Consider the following 22608-nt stretch of genomic DNA (forward strand, 5'->3'; position numbering starts at 1 on the left):
GTTCCGCCTTACGCCTCCGGTTCGCGCATGCGATAGCCCATGCCACGCACGGTTTCGATCATGTCGATGCCCATTTTCTTGCGAAGCCGGCCCACGAAAACCTCGATAGTGTTGGAATCGCGGTCGAAATCCTGGTCGTAGAGATGCTCGACCAGCTCGGTGCGCGAGACCACCTCGCCCATGTGATGCATCAGATAGGCAAGCAGGCGGAACTCGTGCGAGGTCAGCTTCAGCGGCACGCCGTTGACGTCGGCCTTGGAAGCCTTGGTGTCGAGGCGCAGCGGCCCGCAGGTCAATTCGGATGAGGCATGGCCGGCGGCGCGCCGGATCAGCGCCCTGACCCTGGCCAACACCTCTTCGATATGGAACGGCTTGGTGACGTAGTCGTCGGCGCCGGCGTCGATGCCGGAGACCTTGTCGCTCCAGCGATCGCGCGCCGTCAGGATCAGTACCGGCATCTTGCGGCCGCCGCGACGCCAGCGCTCGACGACGCTGATGCCGTCCATCTGCGGCAGGCCGATGTCGAGCACGACGGCATCATAGGGTTCGGTGTCGCCGAGAAAATGCCCTTCCTCGCCGTCAAAGGCGCGGTCGACGACATAACCGGCGTCGACCAGCGCATCCGATATCTGCCGGTTGAGATCCTTGTCATCTTCGACCACGAGTACGCGCATGCGGGGATCGATACCTGTTGAAGAGTTGGCCTGTTGAAGCGTCGGGCTCAGATATAGGCCGATTCCAGCAGCCTGGGAAACGGAGGCCAGTAGGATGGAAGATCGGGTCAGTTCTGCGGAACGATGATTTCGGAACGGCGCGGGCGCTGTCCGTCCTTGCCCGGGACAAGCACGACGATGACGCAGACCGGCTGGCCGCCGCGCGTCGACTGCGACGCCTTGGCCAGCGTGCCACCGCTCTGCTCGGCAACCTGCTGGCCGATCGCGTAGCAGTCGGACGCGGCCAATACGATCGGCTGGACCTGCGCGGGCATGGCGACCTGCATCGCGGTCGCCTGCGACGCAAACAGTCCGGCCGCGCAAAGCGCCAGTGTCGCGGTTCGGAGATGGGAGCGAAGCGTTGTCATGGTCAGCGTTGTAACGCATCGGTGCTGAACGTGAAATGAACGGTGAAGGCTACTGAAAACATGCCCGCCACACCCCTTGCAACTCGAGACATTCAACCTGAGATTTCACCGCCCAACCCGGTGAAACCGGCGTAAGTCCAGTCTAGACTCCGTTTCACCGATATTGAAAGCGCTCAGGCGTCTTCCCGCGTGATGGCGCGAAAGCGCAGCAGCCCATGATGGACGGCAAGATCCTCGTCATAACGGGCCTCGGCGAACTCCAGCGACAGCCGTGTCTGGCCACGCGGGCCGATGACCAGCGCCGCGTCGGCGAGGCGCGCCTTGATGCGGTCCATGATGGCAAGCGTCTCGGCTTCGCCATGGGCCTTTGACCAGACATGCAGTGTCACCAGCTGATCGGCGTTGTTATCGGCGCCAGTGTCCCAATCAAAAGCGCTGGTCAGGCCGCAGGTCACGTAGGGAAAGGCGACGTTGTCGGTTGCCTGCTCAAGCAGGCCGGCGCCAGCCAACAGCGCCGACAGCGGCGCATCGCTTTTCAATCTCTGGAACAAGGCCTGCTGCAAATCGCCGGGCGCCGTCATTCGTCAATCCCCTCGCCCTTCGCAGTTGAACAGGCTGCGCACCCGTCAACGCTTTCTCGTTCCAGCCTAACCGCGCTGATGTTCCGGCGCTAGATCACCCCGGTCGTCATGTGCGGCCCTTGGCGGCAGCGGCGCCCCTTACGGCCAAGCTGGTTTTTATTTGGTATGCAAGGTGTTTGAAAAACGGTGCTATGACGGCGCCTGGTCTTCTCCAAAACAGTCGAGGTCATTTTCGTGCGCGAGCCATCGGTGCTGCCTGTCTTCGGAAGACTCGGGGTCAAGGCGCCGGTCGTGATTGCCGCGCCGACCGCGTCGAAGGGACTGGAGAAGACGATGACCAGCCTGCGGGCGGCCCTGTCTGCACATGGTGGCCTGGTTTTGAAGCTGTCCGTGGTGGTCTGGACAGTCGTTGTACTGGCGGCGGTGTTCTTCATCACCAAGGCCTGACGCCAGCGACGTCGGTCGCTCGAACGTGGCAATCAAAGGACGTCAGCATGGCAAACCGCTACGCACTGCGCATGGAGCAGCCTGGCAGCTGGACCATTTTCGATATTTTCACCGGCCAGCCCGTCGAGCTCAAGCACCAGGTGATGGTCGGCATGGACATGCGTGACGCCGAGGCGACGGTCGACCGGCTGAATAGCCGAGACGTCAAGCGGCGGGCGAAAGCAGACCGCGGGACCTGATCGTAACCCGGGCGGATTACCGCGGAAGGGTGCGCATCGGCTGAATGTTCTACAGACAGGGGATTGCCGTGAGACCGAGCCTGAAACAGAAGGTCCTGGACGTCTGCGACCGCAAGATCGCGGAGAAAGGCGCCGGCGTCAGCCTGTCGTTCTATGCGTTCTTTGCAAACAGGAATGACGACCCCGAACTTCTCATGGAAGCTGCGGAATGGTGGATCAGAACCCACCGGCTCGACCATTTTGAAAGGGCCGTGAAGATACGGGCCATGGTCGAGGAGATGGACGCCGGCTGATCCTAGATTTCATACACGTCGTTATCCCAAAAAAGCTGCGCAGTTTTGGGCGACGTGCATTAGCCGAAATCAGCCGCGGTCAGCACATACATGCTCCTGCGGGTGCGGGCATAGGCGTTCCTGGCAATGTCGTGGATGGAGCTGGACGCCGTGTCGAAGGCCGCCAGATAGGTGGCCTCGGAGGTCGCCGTCCCCGATGGCGCCTTCGAGATGGCATCGGCGGTGACAGAGAAGGAAATCTGAAACATGCCGTCATGGCCGACAAAGCGGATACGCTTGCCCGCCTCGTCATAGCTGCGGCTTCGGTTGGGGAATGTAAGGCTCATGATTTTACTCCCTTTGGCGCGGCGACGGCTTTCTTGACTGCCGCCCGCTTCTTCTTCGGCGTCGGGTTCAAGGCTTCCGCCACCCGGTCGGCCTCTTCCTTGGCCAGCCGCAATTCGCGCAGCCTGGCCGTCTTGATGACGCGGAGCCTCGCCTCGGACATATATTCGGCAGTCGCCTTGCTGCGCTCGGCGGTTTTCTTCTGCTTGTCGACGAAGCGTGCCTCAGCTTTTTCCATGATCGTTTGAGCGACTTCAGCCATGGACGAAATCTCCTTTTTGACGCGAGAATGTGAAAATGCGTTTCCCCGCTAAAATAGGCACTCGAAAGCGAAATTTCAATTTTCGGATTATTTTGCGATCTTCGAATTCCCGGAATTGAACCGGTCGAATAATACTACCCAATATTTCTGCCGTCCCGCGATTAATTTTTGGCACTCCTATCTATCGAGTGCCAACGGGCCTATATGGAGGCAGCGGCCGCCTATGCCGGCCCCAGAAAGAAGTCCCCATGAAATTTCGGCCACTCCACGACCGCGTCGTCATCAGGCGCGCGGAAAGCGACACCAAATCCAAGGGCGGCATCATCATCCCCGACAATGCCAAGGAAAAGCCGCAGGAAGGCGAAGTGATCGCCGTTGGGCCGGGCGCACGCGACGAAAGCGGTGCGCTGATTGCGCTCGACGTCAAGGCCGGCGACTTCATCCTGTTCGGCAAATGGTCCGGAACCGAGGTCAAGATCGATGGCGAGGACCTTCTGATCATGAAGGAAGCCGACATTATGGGCATCATCGACAAGAGCGAGACCATCGACAAGACCGTGGCGACCAAGAAAGCCGCCTGACGACGCTGTCCATGCCTTGCTGCTCTCCAAACGAACTGGATGAAAAATCATGTCTGCCAAGGAAATCAAATTCTCCACCGATGCCCGTGACCGCATGCTGCGCGGCGTCGAGATCCTCAACAATGCCGTCAAGGTGACGCTCGGTCCCAAGGGTCGCAACGTCATCATCGACAAGGCCTATGGCGCCCCGCGCATCACCAAGGACGGCGTCACCGTTGCCAAGGAAATCGAACTTGCCGACAAGTTCGAGAACATGGGCGCGCAGATGGTGCGCGAAGTGGCCTCGAAGACCAACGACCTCGCCGGTGACGGCACCACCACCGCCACGGTGCTGGCCGCTTCGATCCTGCGCGAAGGCGCCAAGTTCGTTGCCGCCGGCATGAACCCGATGGACCTCAAGCGCGGCATCGACCTTGCCGTGACCGCCGTGGTCAAGGAAATCCAGGCGCGTGCCAAGAAGGTCAAGTCGTCGGCAGAGATCGCGCAGGTCGGCACGATCGCCGCCAATGGCGACGCCACCGTCGGCGCCATGATCGCCAAGGCGATGGACAAGGTCGGCAATGACGGTGTCATCACCGTCGAGGAAGCCAAGACCGCCGACACCGAGCTCGACGTCGTCGAGGGTATGCAGTTCGACCGCGGTTATCTCTCGCCCTACTTCGTCACCAATGCCGAGAAGATGCGCGTCGAGCTAGAGGATCCCTACGTCCTCATCCATGAAAAGAAGCTCGGCAATCTGCAGGCGCTGCTGCCGATCCTCGAAGCAGTCGTGCAAAGCGGCAAGCCGCTGCTGATCATCTCCGAGGACGTCGAAGGCGAAGCGCTGGCGACTTTGGTCGTCAACAAGCTGCGCGGCGGCCTCAAGGTTGCGGCCGTCAAGGCGCCGGGCTTCGGCGATCGCCGCAAGGCGATGCTGGAAGACATTGCCGTGCTAACCGCCGGCCAGATGATTTCCGAGGATCTCGGCATCAAGCTGGAAAACATCACCATCGACATGCTCGGCCGCGCCAAGCGCGTGCTGATCGAGAAGGACACGACGACGATCATCGACGGCGCCGGCCCGAAGGCGACCATCCAGGCGCGCGTCTCGCAGATCAAAGGGCAGATCGAGGAAACCACCTCGGACTACGACAAGGAAAAGCTGCAGGAGCGTCTCGCCAAGCTGTCGGGCGGCGTTGCCGTCATCCGTGTCGGCGGCGTCACCGAGTCGGAAGTCAAGGAAAAGAAGGACCGCATCGACGATGCACTGAACGCCACGCGCGCGGCGGTTGAAGAAGGCATCGTTCCCGGCGGCGGTGTCGCACTGCTGCGCGCCAGGTCGGTGCTCAACGGGATGACCGGCGCCAATGCCGATGTGAATGCAGGCATCTCGATCGTGCTTCGGGCACTCGAAGCGCCGATCCGCCAGATCGCCGAGAATTCCGGCGTCGAAGGTTCGATCGTCGTCGGCAAGCTCTCCGACAGCAAGGATCACAATCAGGGTTTTGATGCCCAGAACGAGATCTATGTCGACATGATCAAGGCCGGCATCGTCGACCCGGCGAAAGTGGTGCGCACCGCATTGCAGGACGCCGGCTCGATCGCTGCGCTGTTGATCACCGCGGAAGCCATGATCACCGACATCCCGGCCAAGGATGCCGCGGCTTCGGCCGGCGGCGGCATGAGCGGCTACTGACCATCGCCTGAAGTGCCCGCCCGGCAAAGCCGGACGGGCCAAACCAGAACAACGGCCGCCGGGAGCACTCCCCCGGCGCGCCAAGGATTTCCGCCAGTCAGGAAGAGTTCCATCAGTCAGCAACGACAGGGAGATCGACAGATGATTACCTTCGTCCCGAAGCCAAATGGCGTTCCGGCGACCAAGCCGGCCGAGGAAAGCCGCTTCGACCGCATCCGCAGGATTGCCGCCGACAAGCACAGACAGACCGACACCGGCACGATACGCCGCGATCCGCAAAAGGCCGGCGACAAACGCCCGATGTGAGGCGCGCGCCGCGTTTCGTCACGAGCCCAGCGCCCGCCGTGTTAAGATACGGGTGATCGGCAGCGCACCCACGCAGGGGCGCCTGTCATTGAACGTTGGTCGCAAGCCTGGCTGTAGCCGTCCAGGAGGCGGAGATGAAACTGCTGATCTTTGGCGCCTCAGGTGCGACTGGACGAGTCCTCGTCTCGGCAGCGCTGGCAAAGGGCCATGCCGTGACCGCCTTCGTTCGCACCCCAAGCAAGCTTGCCGTCAGCCATGAAAACCTGAGGGTGATTGTCGGAGACGTCGCCGACCGGCAGGCGGTGGAGCGCGCCGTTCCCGGCCATGAAGCGGTTTTCAGCTGTCTCGGGGTCGGCGTTCCGCTGAAACACGACCCGGTTGTGGTTGCCGGCATCGGCTTCATCGTCGATGCCATGCAGCGGACCGGACCGGCCGGCTCATCTATCTTTCGTTCCTTGGCGTCCGCGACAGCCGGCGGCAATTGGGGCCGCTGCTCTGCGGCATCATCGTACCGCTTGTGCTGCGTCGTGAAGTGGCCGATCACGAGGCGAAGGAAAACCTTATCGTCCAATCCAGTCTCGACTGGACCATTGTGCGGCCACCAAAGCTCATAAACGCTGCGGCAACTGGCAAATTCCGCCACGGCAACGGTATTCGGGCGTCGTCCCTGTTGCCAACATTGGCACGTGCCGATGTGGCGGCCTTCATGCTCGGCCAGCTCGACGATACCATCTACTCGCGCAAGGCGGTCGCCATCCTGCGCTGACCTCCCTAGGCAGGTCCTTGAAGGCCATTTGAAGCGTAATTATATCAATGACTAAGCGTGCGGTGCACGCGAAACGCAGTGCTTTGGTCAAGCTTCTCTATGGAGGTTGTCATGGCCAATAAACTCATGGAAGGAAAACGTGGCCAGGATCTGATCAATCTGATCCTTGCCGTTTGCCTGTTCATCTCACCCTGGATAATCGGCTTCGCCGCTGAAACCACTGCCGCTTACAACGCCTGGATTGTTGGCGTTGTGCTCGGTGCGCTGGCCTTCGCGACGCTCTCCGTATTCGCCGAGTGGGAAGAGTGGGTGAACCTTGTTCTCGGACTTTGGCTGATCGTTTCACCCTGGCTGCTGGGGTTCGTGGCCAACGCTGACGCGATGGCGACGCATGTCATCCTGGGCGTGCTGGTGGTTGCCGCATCGGCCTGGGCAGTCTGGGACGTCCATCACCCGCACGCGCATGCGTGATCGGTGACGACAAAGGAGGGGCCCGGCGCGTGAGCGGCGGGCTCCGCTGATCGCTGAGAGCGATGCGCCAGCCGGCACCACCTCACGAGACCGGCGCCGCGCCGCCTTGTTCAGTGCGCCGGGCGATGAACTCATCGAGAATGCCTGCGGTGGCGATGGCGGACACCGGCGGCGTGAAGTCGGCAAGCGTCCGTTTCCAGATGCCGGTGGCGCGCTCGGTCGCTGTCTTCGACCCTGAAAGCGTCCAGTTGCCGAAATTCGACCAATCGGCCACCAGCGGCTCATAGAAAGCGGTGCGGTAGCGCGCCATCGTGTGTCCGGCCGAGAAGAAATGCCCGCCCGGCTGCACTTCGGCAATGGCCTCAAAACCGATCGCATCCTCATCACCGGGTGTGGCGGCGCACAGTTCCGCGACGGTCTGCAGTGCCTCGATGTCGGTGATCAGCTTTTCGAAGGAGACGCTGAGGCCGCCTTCGAGCCAGCCGGCTGCATGGATGCACACTGTGGCGCCAGCCAGCACCGAACCCCACAGCGCGAACTGCGTTTCGTGTGCGGCCTGCGCGTCCGAGATGTTGGCGGCGCTGCCGCCGCCGGAACGCCAGGGCAGGCCGGTGAAGCGCGCCAGCTGGCCGGCGCCCAACGTCGCCTTGACATGCTCGGGCGTGCCAAAGGCCGGCGCGCCCGACTTCATGTCGACATTGGACGAGAACGAGCCGTAGACCACCGGCGCACCTGGCCGCACGATCTGCGCCAGCGCCAGCCCGGCCAACGCCTCGGCGTGCTGCAGCGTCAGCGCGCCGGCGACGGTGATCGGCGCCATGGCGCCCGCCAGGCAAAACGGCGTGATGATCAGCACTTGCCCGGCTTTGGCGAAGTCGATGATGCCTTGCGCCATCGGAATGTCGAGCTGGCGCGGCGAGTTGGTGTTGATGATGGTGTAGCAATGGGCGCCAGAACGAAATGCGTCCTCCGACAGGCCGCGCGCCAGACGCAACATCTCGAAGCCGTCCTCGACTTGCGGCGTGCCGCGGGCAAAGACGAACGGGAATTTGTCGGACAGTGTCAGCTGCGCACGATTGACGGCATAGTGGCGGAAGCGATTGTCGATGTCCTGCGGCTCGATGCAGGGGCCCAGCATGTGCAGAACGTCGAAATGCTGCACCAACCGCATGAGATCCTCGAAAGCGGCAAGCGTCCCCGGCCGCCGGCCGCGCTCGAGATCGGTGACGTTGGGGGCGCCGGCTCCAGCCAGGAACGTCATCGAGCCCAGTTCGAGCATGAGGTCGCGGGAACGGTCGCCGGCCAGCGCCCGGATCGATTTGGGAGCCGAGGCCAGTGCTGCCGCCACGATATCGCGACCGATGCGCACCATCTGGCTGTCTTCATCGACGAGCGCGCCGGCGCCGGCGAAGATGCGCCGCGCTTCGGTCAGCAGCACCTTGACGCCGAGCTCCTCAAGCACACGCAGCGCCGTGTCGTGGATGGCGGCGACCTGGTCGTTCGAAAAGATCGGCTGCGGCAGGAACGGGTTTTTCAGCGAACGATAATCCGGCCGGCGGCTGGACTCGCTGCCGGCTTCGCCGGTTCGTCCGCGCCGGCGCTCGCGCCTGACGTCACGTGCGGCGTCATCGACCATGGCCAAACCTCCTCATTGCCGCATCGCCTTCCCCTCGGGATCGTAGGGCGAGGCCGGGATGACGCGCGCCGGCCGCTCTATGCCGACAATATGCACCGACAGCGCCGTGCCTTCGCCGACGAAATCGCGATCGACGAGCGCCAGCGCCAGGCTCTTGCCGACCGTATAGCCATAGCCGCCGGAGGTGACGAAGCCAACGCGCCGGCCGTTGTGCCAGACCGGTTCGAAACCACTGGCGTCGGCGTCGACGGCGTCGATTTCCAGCGTCACCAGGCGTTGTTGGACGCTGCCATCGTCCCGTTGCCGCAACGCCGCCTCGCGACCGATGAAATCGCCCTTGCCGAAGGCGATGAAACGGTCGAGGCCGGTTTGGGCTGGCGTATAGGCCTGGGTGAATTCGCGCGACCAGATGCCAAAGCTCTTTTCCAGCCTGAGTGCGTTCAGCGCATAGAAGCCGATTTCGGCAAGGCCGAGATCCTCGCCGGCGGCGAGCAGTGTTTCGCGCAAAGTGGCATGCATGCTGGCCGGACAGTTGATCTCAAAGCCGACTTCGCCGGCGATGGAAAGGCGGGCAACCCGCGCGCGAACCATGCCGATGTCGAACTCGCCGCAGGCCATGAACGGCAAGGCATCGGCCAAGACATCCTGGTGCGTCGTGCGCGCCACGATGGCCCGCGCATTCGGTCCAGTGACGAGGAAGCCGGCCATGATGTCGGAGAGGTCTATGATCGAAACGCCGTCGGCCGCATGCGCCTCGAACCAGCGCATGTGGAACTCCCGGAGATAGTAGGAGCCCATGATCCAGTACGTTCCGCCGCCCCAGTTGAAGACTGTGAAATCGCCCTTCAGCCGGCCGTCATGGCCGAGCATCGGCGCGAGCTTGGCTTGCCCCCGTTTCGGCAATTTCGAGGCAAGCAGCCGGTCGAGCCAGGCCTCGGCGCCCGGGCCTGACACCGCGTAACGCGAAAAGGCCGAAGTATCGATGAGACCGGCGGCGCGGCGCACCTGCAGCGCCTCGTCGCCGACGATGTCGAAGGCGTTGGAGCGTTTCAGCGTGGTGTTTTCGCGAAAACCCATGGGTGCGAAATAGGCCGGGATTTCCAAGCCCCAGGACGACGTCCATTCGCAGCCCGCCGCCGTCATCCCGTCATAGGCGCCGGGGCGTTTCAGCGGCCGGCCGGCCGGCAGGCGCTCGTTGGGAAAGGTCATGACGAAGCGGCGCGAATAGAACTGGCGTGTCGTCTGCTTTAAATATTCGCGGTTGGCGGCAAAGGCGCCATAGCGGGCGATGTCCATGCCAAAAATGTCGGCTTGCGGCTCGCCGTGGATCATCCACTCGGCCAGCGATTTGCCGACGCCGCCGCCCTGGCTGAAGCCGGCCATGACGCCGCACGCGACCCAGTAGTTTTTGAGGCCGCGCACCGGACCGACGAGCGGGTTGCCGTCCGGCGTGAAGGTGAAGGCGCCGTTGACCCATTTGCGGATGCCGGCCGTCGCCAGGCAAGGAAAGCGCAGATAGGCCCTGGAGAGTTCCGGGCTGATGCGGTCGATGTCTTCCGGGATCAATTCGATGCCGTAGTCCCACGGCGCGCCGTCGATGTTCCAGTGTTTCGGGTTCTGCTCGTAGACTCCGAGCAGGACGCCCTTGCGCTCTTGCCGGAGATAGGCAAAGCCGTCGAGATCGACGGCGAGACCGAGCTCCTTGTCGAGTGCGGCGACCTCCGGAATGTCCTCGGTGATGAAATAATGGTGCTCCATCGGCGTCACCGGCAGGTCGACGCCGGCCATGCGGCCGACCTGCTTGGCCCACAGACCACCAGCATTGACGACATGCTCGGCAACGATCGTGCCTTGCTCGGTCAGCACATCCCAGCTGCCGTCGGCGCGCGGCTTGAGGTCGAGAACACGGTTGCGCAGGATGACATCGGCGCCGCGCTTTTTGGCGGCTCCGGCATAGGCATGCGTGGTGCCATAGGGGTCGAGATGGCCTTCGTTGGAATCGTAGAGGCCACCCAGCACGTCGCTGACATCGACGATCGGGCAGATTTCCTTGATTTCTTCGGGGGTCACCAGCCGGGCGGTTTCGATGCCGACCGACTGGAACACCGCCCAGGCCGATTTCAGCCATTCCCAGCGGGCGGGATCGCTAGCCATGTTGACGCCGCCGGTCATGTGCAGGCCGGCATTCTGGCCGGATTCGGCCCCGATCTCGCGGTAGAGCTTGATTGTGTAGTCCTGCAGGGCGGCGACGTTGGGATCGGCGTTGAGCGCATGGAACCCTGCCGCCGCGTGCCAGGTCGAACCGGCGGTCAGTTCGGCGCGCTCAATGAGCGCGACATCACTCCAGCCGAAGCGCGCCAGATGGTAGAGCACCGAGGCTCCGACCACCCCACCCCCGATGACGACTGCACGATAGTGCGACTTCACGAGCCTCTCCCTCTCGTTGGAAGCCTCATCATACAAACTCTGTACACATGTGTCTAGACACTTGTGTACAGTTGGCTTGCGCACCGCTTCGCACCATGCCACTTGTGTGTCCATGATCATGATCGCTCCGCAAGACGAGCCGGCGCCCGGCAACATCAAGGTGACGCGCTGGGACTGGATCAATCTTGCCCTGCAGACACTGATTTCGGATGGCATCGAAAGCGTGCGCATCCTGCCGCTCGGCCAGAAGCTCGGCGTGTCGCGCTCCAGCTTCTACTGGTATTTCCAGAGCCGCCAGGATCTGCTCGACCAGTTGCTCGCCCACTGGCACGACACCAACACCAAGGCGATCGTCGAACGTGCGCAGCGGCAGGCGCAATCGATCATCATGGGCGTCATGAACGTGTTCGAATGCTGGGCCGACGAGCGGCTGTTCGACCCCAGGCTCGACTTCGCCATCCGCGAATGGGCGCGCCGCTCCGACGATGTGCGCCGGGCGATCGACAAGGCCGACAATGACCGGCTGGGCGCCATTCGCGACATGTATCGCCGCCACGGCTATGACGAGGAGGACGCCTTCATCCGGGCGCGTGTGCTCTACTACATGCAGATCGGCTATTACGTGCTTGACCTCAAGGAGCCGGTCGAGGCGCGGGTCAGCCATCTGGCTGCCTATCTGCGCAGCTTTACCGGCCTGGAGCCCAGCGAGGCTGATGTCGCGCATTTCATGCGCTTCATCGCGGCACGGTGAGCTCCGCCTGACGATACCAGAATCAAAGCCATCTCTACCCGGTCAACAAACCGTGCCGTGTGGCTTCGCCGCCCTTGTGAGCGGTGCTAAAATGGACGAATAGTCTTGCCTGGTGCGCCGCCCTGAAATTGCCCGCAAGCGGGTCTCAGGTAACGGCGTGGGGCGGAATTCTGGAATGACCAGTCCTTTGGAACCGCGCAAGAGAAGGGGCCCGATCGCCGCAGCATTGCTGGCGGTGGATGCGTGGCTCGATTCCTCGCTGTACGAGATCGGCTTCAAGGCCAGTCAGTTCTGGGAAACGGCCACCATCTTTTTCCGGCGCTTCCGCGTGACCGGCTGGCGCCGCGGCATCATCGAAGTGTTGAGCGAAGGTTTTACGATGGGCGCCGGCGGCATCGTCGTCCTTTTGGCGCTGGCCTTGCCGGCCTTCCAGATCACCACCGGCGACTGGCGCACGCAGGGCGACTTCGCCGTCACCTTCCTCGATCGCTACGGCAACGAGATCGGCCAGCGCGGCATCATCCAGCGCGATTCGGTGCCGGTCGACGAGATGCCCGACCATGTCATCAAGGCGGTGCTGGCTACCGAGGACCGGCGCTTCTTCGAGCATTACGGCATCGACGTGCTCGGCCTGTCGCGCGCTATCTTCGAGAATGTGCGGGCAAATTCCGTCGTGCAGGGCGGATCAAGCATCACCCAGCAACTGGCCAAGAACCTGTTCCTGTCGAATGAGCGGACCTTGCAGCGCAAGATCAAGGAAGCCTTCCTGTCGCTGTGGCTCGAGGCCAATCTGTCGAAGAAGGAAATCCTGCAGCTCTATCTCGACCGCGCCTATATGGGCGGCGGCACTTTCGGCATCGAGGCAGCGGCCGATTTCTATTTCGGCAAGAGCGTCAAGGATTTGAACCTCGCCGAGGCGGCGATGCTGGCCGGCCTGTTCAAGGCGCCGACCAAATACGCGCCGCACATCAACCTGCCGGCGGCCCGCGCCCGGGCCAATGTGGTGCTGTCGAACCTCGTCGATTCCGGCTTCATGACCGAAGGCCAGGTGCTGCAGGCGCGGCTGCATCCGGCCGAAATCGTCGACCGCGGCGAACAGAAGAGCCCGGACTATTACCTCGACTGGGCCTTTGACGAGGTCAAGAAAATCGCCGCCAAGACCGGCCAGCATTCGCTGGTCGCCCACACCACCTTCGACGCCAACATCCAGAAGGCGGCCGAGGAATCGATGGAATTCCACCTGCGCCAGTTCGGCAAGGAGTACAACGTCACCGAGGGCGCGGTGGTCGTCATCGAAACCAATGGCGCGGTCAGGGCCATCGTCGGCGGCCGCGACTACGGCGCCAGCCAGTTCAACCGCGCCACCAAGGCGCTGCGCCAGACCGGCTCCTCGTTCAAACCCTATGTCTATGCCACGGCGATGGAACACGGCTTCACGCCGGACTCGGTTGTTTCCGGCGGGCCGATCACCTGGGGTGGCTGGTCTCCTAAAAACTACAGTGGCGGATCGGCCGGCAATGTCACGCTGATCACGGCGATCGCCAAATCGATCAACACCGTGCCGGTGCGGCTGGCCAAGGACCATCTCGGCATCGCGCCGATCAAGGCGATGGCCGAATCATTCGGCGTCGAATCGCCGCTCGAATCGCACAAGACGATGGTGCTCGGCACGTCGGGCATGACGGTGATGGACCAGGCGACAGGCTACAGCGTGTTCGCGCAGGACGGCTTCGTCGGTTCGCGCCACGGCATCACGCAGCTGGTCACCCGAACCGGCGAGGTGGTCTACGACTTCGCCAAGGATGCGCCGCCGCCGCATCGGGTGCTGTCGGAACAGGCGCTCATCTACATGAACACCATGCTGGCGGCGGTGCCGGTGATCGGCACGGCCCGGCGGGCCCAGCTTCCCAACATCGTCGTCGCCGGCAAGACCGGCACCACGCAGTCCTACCGCGATGCCTGGTTTGTCGGCTTCACCGGCAACTACACGGCCGCCGTCTGGCTCGGCAATGACGACTTCACTCCGACCAACAAGATGACCGGCGGCTCGCTGCCGGCGATGGTGTGGCAGCGGCTGATGGTCTACGCCCACCAGAACATCGACCTCAAGCCGATCCCCGGCCTCGAACACCCCTTCATCGACGCGGAAATCGCGGCCAAGGCCKAGGAAGCGGAGAAGAAGGATGCCGATCAGGCAGCCGCCGACGCAGCTGCCGAGCGCCCGGCGGTGCTGTCCAGCCGGACCACGCAGACGCTACGCGACATGACCAGGCTGTTCCAGACCGCGCCGGTGCTCCAGAGCCCTGCGACGCCGGAGACCCTGTCGGCGCTGTGACCAGGCAATTGCGCGACGCCCGCTTGCCACATGCCCCTGCGCCGCGATATCCCCGAGCGGCAATCCTGCTTGTCCCCGGCCTTTCATGCTCAAGAACGCCTTCCTGACGCTCCTCGCGCTTGCCATAGCCATCGGTGGTGGCGGCGGCAGCGTCTGGTATGCGCTCAAAGTGCAGGACGGCGTCGGCGCCATCAGGATCGGCCAATGGACCGCATTCCCCGATATCGGCACGCAAGGCGCGGACCCCTATTCGAAGGCGCGCGTGGCGCGTGAGGGCGTGCTGGCGCTCGGACAGGCCGAAGGGCTGTCCTTCATCGCCGAGCACGATGCCGGGGGCGACCAGCTGAAGCGGGAATGCGCCTACCGGATCGAAGGCGGATTTCCCACCGCCCGCTTCTGGACCCTCTATGCCGCCGACCAGTCGCTTGGCGTGGTCGAGACGGGCAAGCCGAGGCTGGCGGCGCTGCAATCCTACCAGGTGCTGCGCCAGCCAGACAATTCGGTGATCATTTCCGTCGGCAACCGCCCCACCCCCGGCAACTGGCTTTTGACCGACGGCTTTGGCCGGATGTATTTCGTGCTCACCTTCTACGACACGCCGATCGCCTCAAGCACCGGGCTTTCGGATGTGACGCTGCCGAAGATCGAGAAGGTCGACTGCAATGCGTAGGTTGCTGCACGCCGTCCTGCTTGGCCTGGTCGGCGCCGGCATCGTGCACATCGTGGTGCTGCTGTTGGTGCCGGAGTTTTCCGAACGCGACGCCTGGTCGCGACTGGCCATGGCCTCGGACCTCTACAAGATGACCAGGCTCGATGCCGAGGCCGGCGGCGCGCCGGTGGTCAAGTCCGTCGATCCGCTATTCTATGCGGCGGCCTGCCGCTTCGATCTCGCCGAGGGGATGGTGCGGGTCAAGGCGCCGGGCAATGTGCCGTTCTGGTCGGTGTCCGTCTATGACCGCAACGGTCACAATTTCTATTCTTTCAACGACCACACCGCGACCGGCGGCGTGCTCGACACCGTCGTGCTGACGCCGGCGCAGATGATCGAGGTGCGCAAGGAACTGCCCGAGGATCTGCAGGGCGCGATCTTCGTCGAAGCCCCGATCGACGAAGGCATATTCGTCATCCGCTCGTTCGTGCCCGACGACAGCTGGAAGCCTGTCGTATCGCGGTTTCTCGAGCAGAGTTCCTGCGAACTGCAGGACTACTAAGCCTACCCCGAAGTCGGCTCAGTGATGCGGTACGGGCATCGATCCCGGCGAGCCCGGTGACCCCGGCTTGTCCGGACCGGCGCCGCCTGGCCGTGCCTCGCCCGCCAGCGACCGCTGTTCGTAGCGGACGCCGGGGAAAATGATGACTGCCGCCGGAGTGCCGGTGGTTTGACTTGCTCTGCTGGTTGCCGCCGTTCGCGGCACGAAAGACAGGACCATGCCCATGGTTCGCGTATTCCTCTCGGTTGCCCCGGAGCACAACGCAACGCCTCCAAATGTGATTAAGGCAGGCAGAGGGTTAACGGAGCGCTAACGGATCAGCGCTAACTTGATCTTTGTTCTAGACGAGCGCGAAACCGACACAGTCCCGGTCGAGCGTGGTCCAGATTGTGTCGAGTGTCAGGCGTATCCTTCGTGTCAGCTTCGGATTTCAGGCAAATCGCTATACGGGCTGAATCGGGAAAAGCCGAAAGGCTGTTCCGCGCGGTGGTCTCGGCGTTCTGTTGCCTGACCCGTCCGTCGCGCCGCGAGATCGCCCAGCTCGAGGATCTGACGCTGCCGCTGTTCGACAATGTGTCGGTCGAATCGCGCCGCTACGTCGCCGCCGCCCTTTCCGAATGCGAATATGCGCCGGCCGCACTGGTGCGGCGGCTTTGCGAGGAACCGGTCGACATTGCCGCCCCTTTGCTCATCCGCTCGCGCGCGCTCAGCGACATCGACCTCATCGCCCTGATCGGACGTCACGGCCTGCCGCATGCGCGCGCCATTGCCCGTCGCAAGGACCTCAACCCGACCATTGCCCAGCTGATCAAGGTGCTTGAAAAGCCGACGCTGGTGCGGGTGCGGCCACCGGAAGCGATCGTGAAACCAGCAACCGAAAGCGCCGAAGCCACGACCGTTGCGCCCGACCGGCAGGAGACCCCGGGCGTTGCCGCTGAAAACGCCCGGCAGCGGCTGCGTTCGATGATGCGCACTGATGCCGTGAGTGAAGGGGTTGCCGCAAATGCGTTCGTCGGCTCCAGCACCTATGCCAGGCTGCGCGAGACGGCGCTGACCGGTAACGCGGCCTTCTTCCAGACCGCGCTTGCCGACGCGCTCGAAATCGATTTTTCGACGGCGCGATCGCTGACGGAAAGCTCTACCTATGCCTCGCTGCTTGCCGCCTTACGAGCGCTCGACCTCAGCGAAGACAGGGCATTCCTGATCACGGTTGCCGTCTATCCCAATGCGTTTCCGCACCCGCAGGCCATTCGGACCTTCCTTGATCGCTACCATCTGCTGCATCGCGAGGCGGCAGTGGACAAGGTCCGCAACTGGAAAGCAGAGACGCTGTCGAGGGCGGTTCGCGCCACCGCCAACACCGCCGTGAATGCCGATGCACGCAAGGCATCGAACAGCGACGACGCTGCCGGCAGCCTCAAGGCGTCTTGACGGAGAGAAGCTCCTCGACCGGAACCGCGCCGGCCTCGATCTCGACCACCCAGATGTCGGGATCGAATTTTTTTTCCCGCTCCAACCTGGCATCGAACAGGGCGGCGTCATCGCCAGTGCCGAGCAGGCTGAAAAACCGGTCGTCGGGCTTGGCCGAATCGTAGCTCGTCTGCGGCGCCGGGCCGAACAGGGTAATTTCACCCAGCCTGCCGCGCGCCAGCACAAAGACGGCACCCGCCTCGGTGGCGCCGCGCTTGACGACAGCGGCAAAACCGCCGGCGCCGAAAACCCGGCGCAGCAAAGCCGACACCCATAGGTCGGTGGTCACGCGCATGGCAGGGCTCCGGACGACATGCGACGGGTCTTAGCCGGATTTTCGCCGATCGGCGAGCCTCGTTTCGACCGTCAGTTGGTCAGACCGATCTCGCGCATCTTGACGTAGACGACCTCGTCGGGCTCGCCGGTCTGCGGCAGGCCGAACAGCGACTGGAATTCCTTGATCGCGGCCTTGGTGCGGGCGCCGACGACGCCATCGAGCTGCATGTCGTCATTGCCGAAGGCCTTCAGCCCGGCCTGGATCTTGACGATGCGGGCGTCAGGCGCCTGAGCGGATGCGGGCGCCGAGACCGGGATGGCAACCGGTGCAGTCGCTGGCGCGGCGGCAGGAGCAGCGGCCATATCCACCGGGCGCGGGACCGGATGCGGGATGCCCGCTGTCGTCTGCTTGGCGCCGAGCTGGTCGAGCAGAACGGCGTCGATCTCACCGGTTTCAGGCAGCCCGACCTTCTGCTGATAGGCCTGGATGGCCTTGCGCGTGTTGGGGCCGGAAAGGCCGTCGACAGTGCCGGAATAGAAATCGAGGTCCTTCAATATGCCCTGGACCTGTTCGACGACCGGGTCGCTTTTGACTGGGCCTGGCCGCACAATGTTGATGGTGGTCTCGGGTTCGTCGCTGCCCGCCCGCGAAAAGCTCTCCATGCTCCTGGTGGCGAAGAATGCGCCGGCATGCGGAAAGGGCTGGTACCACAAGGCGTTGGCCGAGACGTAGAACAGCGTCACCAGGAATGCGGTGGAGCCGCCGACCAGGACCGGATTGCGCGAGATTATGCTGCGGACAGCCAGCGCCCCGTCCTCGAAGGCGTTGCTGCGGTGCTTGACCGCCTTAAGCTGTTTTGCGGAGCGAGCCATTCCTGTCCCCTTTCGCTTCCCCCTTCGTCCAGGCTTTGGGCATCGGCAACACGCCGGTCTTGTCGGTCGAGCGACCTTTCGGTCCGTTCACCGGAAAGCTGATCGCAACCGTGGTGCCCTCGCCCGGCATGCTCTCGATCGACATCGTGCCCTCGTGCAGCGCCACCAGCCCCTTGACCAGCGACAGGCCAAGCCCGGTTCCCTCGAAGCGGCGCGTATAGTCGTTCTGGATCTGCATGAACGGCTTGCCGAGATTGGCAAAGTCTTCTTCGGCGATGCCGATGCCGGTGTCCTTGACCCAGAAATGCAGCCGCGAGCCGATGCGCTTGGCGCCGACCACGACAGCGCCGCCATCGGGGGTGAACTTGATCGCATTGGAGACGAGGTTGATGAGGATCTGCTGCACGGCGCGGCGGTCGGCGTTAATCTCGCCGGCGTCCGGCGCAATCTGCGCCTGCAGATCGATGTTCTTTGCCTCGGCCTGCAGCTGCATCATCGACTGGCACATTTCCACGGCGTCGATGAAGCGGAACGGCTCCGGCTGGGTCGCGTAGGCGCCGGCCTCGATCCTGGACACGTCGAGGATCGAGGTGACGACGTCAAGCAGATGCTGGCCTGAATCCCGGACCAGGCCGACATATTCCTTTTGGCGCGGATCCTTGAAGCCGCCGAACATCTCATGCAGCAGCATGTCGGAAAAACCGATGATGGCGTTGAGCGGCGTGCGCAGCTCATGGCTGACGATCGCCAGGAACCGTCCCTTCGCCACCTCGGCCGACGCGGCCGCTTCATTGGCAACGGCGAGATCCTCGCGCAGCCGGGCAATTTCGCCGTCCTCGCGCAGCACCAGCGTGAAGATGTCCTGCTGCAGTTCGCCCCGCACCAGTTCGAGAAAAAACGGCCGATAATTGTCAGCCGTCGGGCCGTCGCCGTTCTGCGGCAGCCGGACGCGAAGATCGAGCCGGCGCGCCGGCGCGCCATCGCGCATATCGGCGAGCGCGCTGAGATAGGCGACGCGATCGGACAGATGGATGCGATCGAACAGGCCGGTGCCGAACAGCAGCTCCGGCGGTAGCTTCAGGATGGTGCGCGCCTTTGCCGACGCGTCCACAACTTCGCCTTGCCTGGTGATGCGCAGGACGACGGCGTCGATTGTATCCTCGAGCCGGTCGCGTGCGGCCAGCGCGGGCTGTGCCTGCGCGGCATCGCCGAAGGCGGCAAGCCGGGGCACCAGCGTCAGCGCCCAGGCCAGCGGCAGCAGCCAGTGCCACGCGGCGATTTCCGTGGCACCGAAGGGCAGTACGGAGCCGGCAAAGGGCTGCAGCAGCACGGCGAGCAGAGCGGAGACGCCTCCCCACAGCACTGCGCGCCGCGAGGCACCGATCCACCAGGCTTCGAATGGCAGCGCCACGGCAAGCAGGGCGACCGGCGAGGCGAGGCCGCCCGCCGCGGCAATGACAGCGGCAAGCGCAAGACCGCCCACGCCAAGCGCGACCTGGCTGGCGAGCGCCATCTTGCCCGAGGCCGCCACCAGCAAGGCGGCGAACCAGCAAAAGCCGAAAGCGGCGAAGATCGTTGCGACCGTGACGGCCGCGCCCATGCCCGAAGTGACCAATGTGACCGCGGCACCGGCGGTGAAGAACGGCGCAGCCAGCATGACGCCGATGAAGCGGCGCTGGCGCAGGCGGTCATCCCGCCCGATGATATCAGGGTGGACCATACGTTCACAGCTGGCAGCCAGCGCGCCAGGCAATCCAACGTATCTGGCCGTAATCGAACTCAATGCAACGCACTCGCACCCGGTCGTGAACTGCCCTGCTTCGCAGGTGGCTTTTGTTGATTTGAAACTCGCATCCAGCGTTTAAGGAATGGATAAGGCTGAACCGACCAACGCCCGCCCTGCGGCAAATATTGTGGTGCGGTGCCATGAAATCCCAGGCAATTGCCGCCATAGTAAACGGAGCGTTATCCGCGCGGAGCGCCCTGAAGCCGACGACAGTCCGCGCCGGCGTTTCGCCATTTTCAGAAATACCTAGAGAAAACAGTTAGATAGATGGTTACTGAGTGCTGAAGAAAACCGGCGGCATTTGCGGCAAATCTATTGCAAAACGCATGGTTTCGAATTTGCCTAAAATTTGCGGAAAATTCTCACTGTCCCTGCAAGCCGTCCTTTGCGCGTCTGTGCCAGTATCGTGCCCATAAAAGAGGTCATGCCGCATGGACGCATGATCCGGCTACGGACGAGAGGGCATTGAGATGGGCTTTCTGATAAGAATGGCTTTCTGGTTTTCGCTGGTGCTTCTGGCGCTGCCGCTGACCGTCGGTCCCGACGAGGCAGGCCGCGAGAGTGTCGGCCCGCTCCAGGCCCTGTTTGCGGCGCGTGAAGCTGTCGGCGACATCGCCGGCATCTGCGAACGCAAGCCCGATGTCTGCGAGACCGGCAAGTCGGCGATGCACACGATCACCGCCCGGGCCAAGGAGACCGCCAAGATCGCGGCCGCCATGCTGGACGACAAGACAGCGACTGAGCCCGACACATCCGTTTCCACTGGCAGCGTGGCCGAGCAGATCGTCCTGCCGGCAACAGTCAACATTCCAGCGAAAAACTGAGACAGCTTCCAGCCGTGTCTATGGCTACACCGCAGGCCCGCAGACCTCTCGGCGCCTGCGGTGCTTTCTTCTTTTTCCGTGACGCGGCGGTGCTGGATCACTATATCCGGCGTGATGACGACAACGATCCAGACGATCCGTGACGACTTTTCCCTGCTCGACGAGTGGGAAGACCGCTATCGCTATGTGATCGAGCTGGGCGAGGCCCTGCCGCCGTTTCCCGACGCGGAACGCAACCCGGCCAATAAGGTGCCCGGCTGCGTCAGCCAGGTCTGGCTGACCACCGAACAGGGAGCGGGCGCCGACCCGGTGATCACCTTCACCGGCGATTCGGACGCCCATATCGTTCGGGGGTTGGTCGCCATCATGCTGGCGCTGTTTTCGGAACAACCGGCCAGCGAGATCCTGAAAACCGATGCGGAAGCCACGTTGAAGGGGCTCGGCCTTGACGAACACCTTTCGCCGCAGCGCGCCAATGGCCTGCGCTCGATGGTCAAGCGCATCAAGCGCGACGCCGAAGTGGCGCTGAAACAGACCGCCTGATCAGACCCTGAGGCGAAGGATGATCGGGCGCGCGATTGCGCGTCGGCATGGAGAGCCGGGCATCAGCCGGACGCATCCGCCAAAAAGCAAAACGGCGCCCACAGGCGCCGTCTATGGTCGAAATTTAGGAAACGAAGCCGGTATCAGCGCCCCTTGCGCTTGCGGCCAAGACCCATCTTCTTGGCAAGCTGCGAACGGGCAGCTGCATAGTTGGGCGCTACCATGGGATAGCTTGCGTCCAGGTTCCATTTTTCACGGTATTCGTCGGGCGTCAGGCCATAGTGGGTCATCAAGTGACGCTTGAGCGACTTGAACTTCTTGCCGTCTTCAAGACAGACGATGTAGTCGTCATGAACAGAGCGTTTCGGGTTCACCGCAGGCTTCTGCTTGTCGGCAGGAGGCGCTTCGGCAACCCCGCCCACGCGCCCGAGAGCGGTATGCACATCGGCAATAAGGTTCGGCAGTTCGCCGACAGGCACGGGATTGTTGCTGACATAGGCGGCCACCACATCGGCGGTCAGTTCGATCAGCGCATCGCTATTTCGGGAAGGCGTTTCGGCGATATCCATAGTGTTCAAGACCCCAACGAGGTTGTTTCTGTCTGCGCCCTTTTTCTGGAAACGGGCATCGCGCGAATTTCAGGCAGGAAGAACCTCCACGATTCGCGTCGGGGCATCTTAATGAGCCAGTCAACCAAGTAAGTCAATTCGCTTGTTGCGCTATATTCAACGATATTAGTCAAACATTCCGCATTCAGCTTCAATCTTCGGTGCACTGTGTAACTTTGCGATATTTTTCTGGTCAGGCCAGCAACGGCTGACGCTGCGTCACGTCCACCATTACATCGGCGGCGTGAGGTAAAATGGTTCGAATGCTTCGGCTATGCTTGGTCGCGCCATGGGTCAGCCGGTTATCAGGCTCTAATGAAATCACAGGTTGAAAACCATTACTGAATGTTCATGATCGGATATGCCGGCGCCGCCAAGACGAGCCTCATCAGTAAGGGGTGATGTATTTTCCATACACCCAGCCGGTGGTGAAATTGCCGTTCTGCGCCGGATCGTGCCAGACTTCGCACCAGCGATAGCGGATTGTCTGTTCCTGCTTCCAGTGCGGTTGATTGGCGATATCGAGCAGGTTTGTCCCGCCTGTGCACTTGCCGGTCATCTGCAGAACCGTCCCGTTGGGATAGGCGGCCTGCTTCTGGGATGTGCCCGACGGGTATTTGCGCACGTTGAGCGTGTCGCCAAACGGCACGCCGGTCACTTGCCAAGCTGCGAACGCAGTTGCATGAGACTGGTCAGCGAAGGCCAAAACTGTCGAAGCGACGGCCAAAGCCGCAGCGGTGCGGATATAGAACTTCATCATTCTCTCCTCCCGGCCCCTCTGCCTGGAGCCTGACGACGCCAATAGAGCCTGGCTCTTGAACCCGCGCTGATCGGCGTGTTCA

General features: G+C 62.8%; 27 protein-coding genes and 1 pseudogene. 15 read left to right on the forward strand and 13 right to left on the reverse strand.

Going from position 1 to position 22608, the window contains the following annotated elements; genetic code table 11:
• Nucleotides 1–8: 8 nt before the first annotated feature.
• The 3 genes from AC1DXN_RS01225 to AC1DXN_RS01235 form a co-directional block, all read right to left on the reverse strand.
• Nucleotides 9–674, reverse strand: coding sequence for a response regulator transcription factor (locus AC1DXN_RS01225; protein ID WP_015318627.1), 666 nt, complete (start codon nt 672–674; stop codon nt 9–11).
• Between the two features lie 107 nt (nt 675–781).
• Entirely contained in the window at nt 782–1081 is a 300-nt protein-coding gene (locus AC1DXN_RS01230) for a hypothetical protein (protein WP_477272048.1), read from the reverse strand.
• A gap of 173 nt (nt 1082–1254) precedes the next feature.
• Nucleotides 1255–1662, reverse strand: a complete 408-nt coding sequence (locus tag AC1DXN_RS01235; RefSeq protein ID WP_477272046.1) for a DUF3168 domain-containing protein — start codon at nt 1660–1662, stop codon at nt 1255–1257.
• A gap of 249 nt (nt 1663–1911) precedes the next feature.
• Here AC1DXN_RS01235 and AC1DXN_RS01240 point away from each other — a divergent pair, with 249 nt between their 5' ends.
• From AC1DXN_RS01240 to AC1DXN_RS01250, 3 genes are all read left to right on the forward strand, one after another.
• Complete coding sequence (locus tag AC1DXN_RS01240) at nt 1912–2109, forward strand: hypothetical protein (RefSeq protein ID WP_477272044.1); 198 nt, start codon at nt 1912–1914, stop codon at nt 2107–2109.
• Nucleotides 2110–2156: 47 nt separating this feature from the next.
• A complete protein-coding gene (locus AC1DXN_RS01245) occupies nt 2157–2348 on the forward strand; it encodes a hypothetical protein (RefSeq protein WP_477243792.1) in 192 nt (63 codons plus the stop codon).
• A 68-nt stretch (nt 2349–2416) separates the two neighbouring features.
• Nucleotides 2417–2641 carry a DUF6500 family protein gene (locus tag AC1DXN_RS01250; protein WP_477272042.1) on the forward strand — a complete coding sequence of 75 codons (225 nt, stop codon included), beginning with the start codon at nt 2417–2419 and terminating at the stop codon, nt 2639–2641.
• Nucleotides 2642–2700: 59 nt separating this feature from the next.
• Here the strand turns inward: AC1DXN_RS01250 and AC1DXN_RS01255 are convergent, their stop codons facing one another.
• Entirely contained in the window at nt 2701–2967 is a 267-nt protein-coding gene (locus AC1DXN_RS01255; protein ID WP_477243788.1) for a DUF1488 family protein, read from the reverse strand.
• On the reverse strand, nt 2964–3227 hold the full coding sequence (locus tag AC1DXN_RS01260; protein WP_477272040.1) for a hypothetical protein: 264 nt from the start codon (nt 3225–3227) through the stop codon (nt 2964–2966). Before AC1DXN_RS01260 ends, AC1DXN_RS01255 begins: the two co-directional genes overlap by 4 nt.
• Before the next feature lie 248 nt (nt 3228–3475).
• Here AC1DXN_RS01260 and AC1DXN_RS01265 point away from each other — a divergent pair, with 248 nt between their 5' ends.
• The 5 genes and pseudogenes from AC1DXN_RS01265 to AC1DXN_RS01285 all read left to right on the forward strand — a co-directional run bounded on the left by AC1DXN_RS01265 (nt 3476) and on the right by AC1DXN_RS01285 (nt 7026).
• Nucleotides 3476–3808: a co-chaperone GroES gene (locus tag AC1DXN_RS01265; RefSeq protein WP_477272038.1), complete on the forward strand. Its 333-nt coding sequence runs from the start codon at nt 3476–3478 to the stop codon at nt 3806–3808.
• Nucleotides 3809–3857: 49 nt separating this feature from the next.
• A complete protein-coding gene (groL, locus tag AC1DXN_RS01270; protein ID WP_477272036.1) occupies nt 3858–5483 on the forward strand; it encodes a chaperonin GroEL in 1626 nt (541 codons plus the stop codon).
• Nucleotides 5484–5624: 141 nt separating this feature from the next.
• A complete protein-coding gene (locus tag AC1DXN_RS01275; protein WP_477272035.1) occupies nt 5625–5789 on the forward strand; it encodes a hypothetical protein in 165 nt (54 codons plus the stop codon).
• A 134-nt stretch (nt 5790–5923) separates the two neighbouring features.
• Nucleotides 5924–6555, forward strand: a pseudogene (locus AC1DXN_RS01280) (NAD(P)-dependent oxidoreductase).
• A 111-nt stretch (nt 6556–6666) separates the two neighbouring features.
• On the forward strand, nt 6667–7026 hold the full coding sequence (locus tag AC1DXN_RS01285; protein ID WP_477272033.1) for an SPW repeat protein: 360 nt from the start codon (nt 6667–6669) through the stop codon (nt 7024–7026).
• An 82-nt stretch (nt 7027–7108) separates the two neighbouring features.
• Here AC1DXN_RS01285 and AC1DXN_RS01290 read toward each other — a convergent pair whose 3' ends face one another.
• Nucleotides 7109–8662, reverse strand: coding sequence for a trimethylamine methyltransferase family protein (locus tag AC1DXN_RS01290; RefSeq protein WP_477272031.1), 1554 nt, complete (start codon nt 8660–8662; stop codon nt 7109–7111).
• Between the two features lie 12 nt (nt 8663–8674).
• Complete coding sequence (locus tag AC1DXN_RS01295) at nt 8675–11089, reverse strand: GcvT family protein (RefSeq protein WP_477272029.1); 2415 nt, start codon at nt 11087–11089, stop codon at nt 8675–8677.
• Nucleotides 11090–11201: 112 nt separating this feature from the next.
• Between AC1DXN_RS01295 and AC1DXN_RS01300 the strand changes: the two genes are divergently transcribed.
• From AC1DXN_RS01300 to AC1DXN_RS01315, 4 genes are all read left to right on the forward strand, one after another.
• On the forward strand, nt 11202–11840 hold the full coding sequence (locus AC1DXN_RS01300; RefSeq protein WP_477272027.1) for a TetR/AcrR family transcriptional regulator: 639 nt from the start codon (nt 11202–11204) through the stop codon (nt 11838–11840).
• Nucleotides 11841–12015: 175 nt separating this feature from the next.
• Nucleotides 12016–14175: a transglycosylase domain-containing protein gene (locus AC1DXN_RS01305; protein WP_477421436.1), complete on the forward strand. Its 2160-nt coding sequence runs from the start codon at nt 12016–12018 to the stop codon at nt 14173–14175.
• A gap of 85 nt (nt 14176–14260) precedes the next feature.
• Nucleotides 14261–14845 carry a DUF1214 domain-containing protein gene (locus tag AC1DXN_RS01310; protein WP_477272023.1) on the forward strand — a complete coding sequence of 195 codons (585 nt, stop codon included), beginning with the start codon at nt 14261–14263 and terminating at the stop codon, nt 14843–14845.
• A complete protein-coding gene (locus tag AC1DXN_RS01315; protein WP_477272021.1) occupies nt 14838–15386 on the forward strand; it encodes a DUF1254 domain-containing protein in 549 nt (182 codons plus the stop codon). Before AC1DXN_RS01310 ends, AC1DXN_RS01315 begins: the two co-directional genes overlap by 8 nt.
• An 18-nt stretch (nt 15387–15404) precedes the next feature.
• On the opposite strand, the gene AC1DXN_RS01320 is transcribed toward AC1DXN_RS01315, so the two are convergent.
• Complete coding sequence (locus tag AC1DXN_RS01320; RefSeq protein ID WP_477243764.1) at nt 15405–15611, reverse strand: hypothetical protein; 207 nt, start codon at nt 15609–15611, stop codon at nt 15405–15407.
• A 189-nt stretch (nt 15612–15800) separates the two neighbouring features.
• Here AC1DXN_RS01320 and AC1DXN_RS01325 point away from each other — a divergent pair, with 189 nt between their 5' ends.
• A complete protein-coding gene (locus AC1DXN_RS01325) occupies nt 15801–16817 on the forward strand; it encodes a hypothetical protein (RefSeq protein ID WP_477272019.1) in 1017 nt (338 codons plus the stop codon).
• On the opposite strand, the gene AC1DXN_RS01330 is transcribed toward AC1DXN_RS01325, so the two are convergent.
• The 3 genes from AC1DXN_RS01330 to AC1DXN_RS01340 all read right to left on the reverse strand — a co-directional run bounded on the left by AC1DXN_RS01330 (nt 16804) and on the right by AC1DXN_RS01340 (nt 19725).
• Entirely contained in the window at nt 16804–17151 is a 348-nt protein-coding gene (locus tag AC1DXN_RS01330) for a DUF1491 family protein (RefSeq protein WP_477243760.1), read from the reverse strand. The genes AC1DXN_RS01325 and AC1DXN_RS01330 overlap by 14 nt on opposite strands.
• A 71-nt stretch (nt 17152–17222) precedes the next feature.
• Complete coding sequence (locus tag AC1DXN_RS01335; protein WP_477272017.1) at nt 17223–18005, reverse strand: peptidoglycan-binding domain-containing protein; 783 nt, start codon at nt 18003–18005, stop codon at nt 17223–17225.
• Nucleotides 17980–19725 (reverse strand): PAS domain-containing sensor histidine kinase, encoded by a 1746-nt coding sequence (locus tag AC1DXN_RS01340; RefSeq protein ID WP_477272015.1) that lies wholly within the window; start codon nt 19723–19725, stop codon nt 17980–17982. The genes AC1DXN_RS01335 and AC1DXN_RS01340 overlap by 26 nt, the downstream gene beginning before the upstream one ends.
• A gap of 536 nt (nt 19726–20261) precedes the next feature.
• On the opposite strand from AC1DXN_RS01340, the gene AC1DXN_RS01345 reads away from it, so the two are divergent.
• Complete coding sequence (locus tag AC1DXN_RS01345) at nt 20262–20615, forward strand: DUF5330 domain-containing protein (protein WP_477272013.1); 354 nt, start codon at nt 20262–20264, stop codon at nt 20613–20615.
• A 114-nt stretch (nt 20616–20729) separates the two neighbouring features.
• Nucleotides 20730–21158 carry a SufE family protein gene (locus AC1DXN_RS01350; protein ID WP_477272011.1) on the forward strand — a complete coding sequence of 143 codons (429 nt, stop codon included), beginning with the start codon at nt 20730–20732 and terminating at the stop codon, nt 21156–21158.
• Between the two features lie 143 nt (nt 21159–21301).
• Here the strand turns inward: AC1DXN_RS01350 and AC1DXN_RS01355 are convergent, their stop codons facing one another.
• Entirely contained in the window at nt 21302–21727 is a 426-nt protein-coding gene (locus AC1DXN_RS01355) for a Ros/MucR family transcriptional regulator (protein ID WP_477272009.1), read from the reverse strand.
• Nucleotides 21728–22154: 427 nt separating this feature from the next.
• Nucleotides 22155–22526 carry an SH3 domain-containing protein gene (locus tag AC1DXN_RS01360; RefSeq protein ID WP_477243750.1) on the reverse strand — a complete coding sequence of 124 codons (372 nt, stop codon included), beginning with the start codon at nt 22524–22526 and terminating at the stop codon, nt 22155–22157.
• Between the last annotated feature and the right edge of the window lie 82 nt (nt 22527–22608).

This window comes from Mesorhizobium sp. P2_H9 (genome assembly GCF_056403215.1).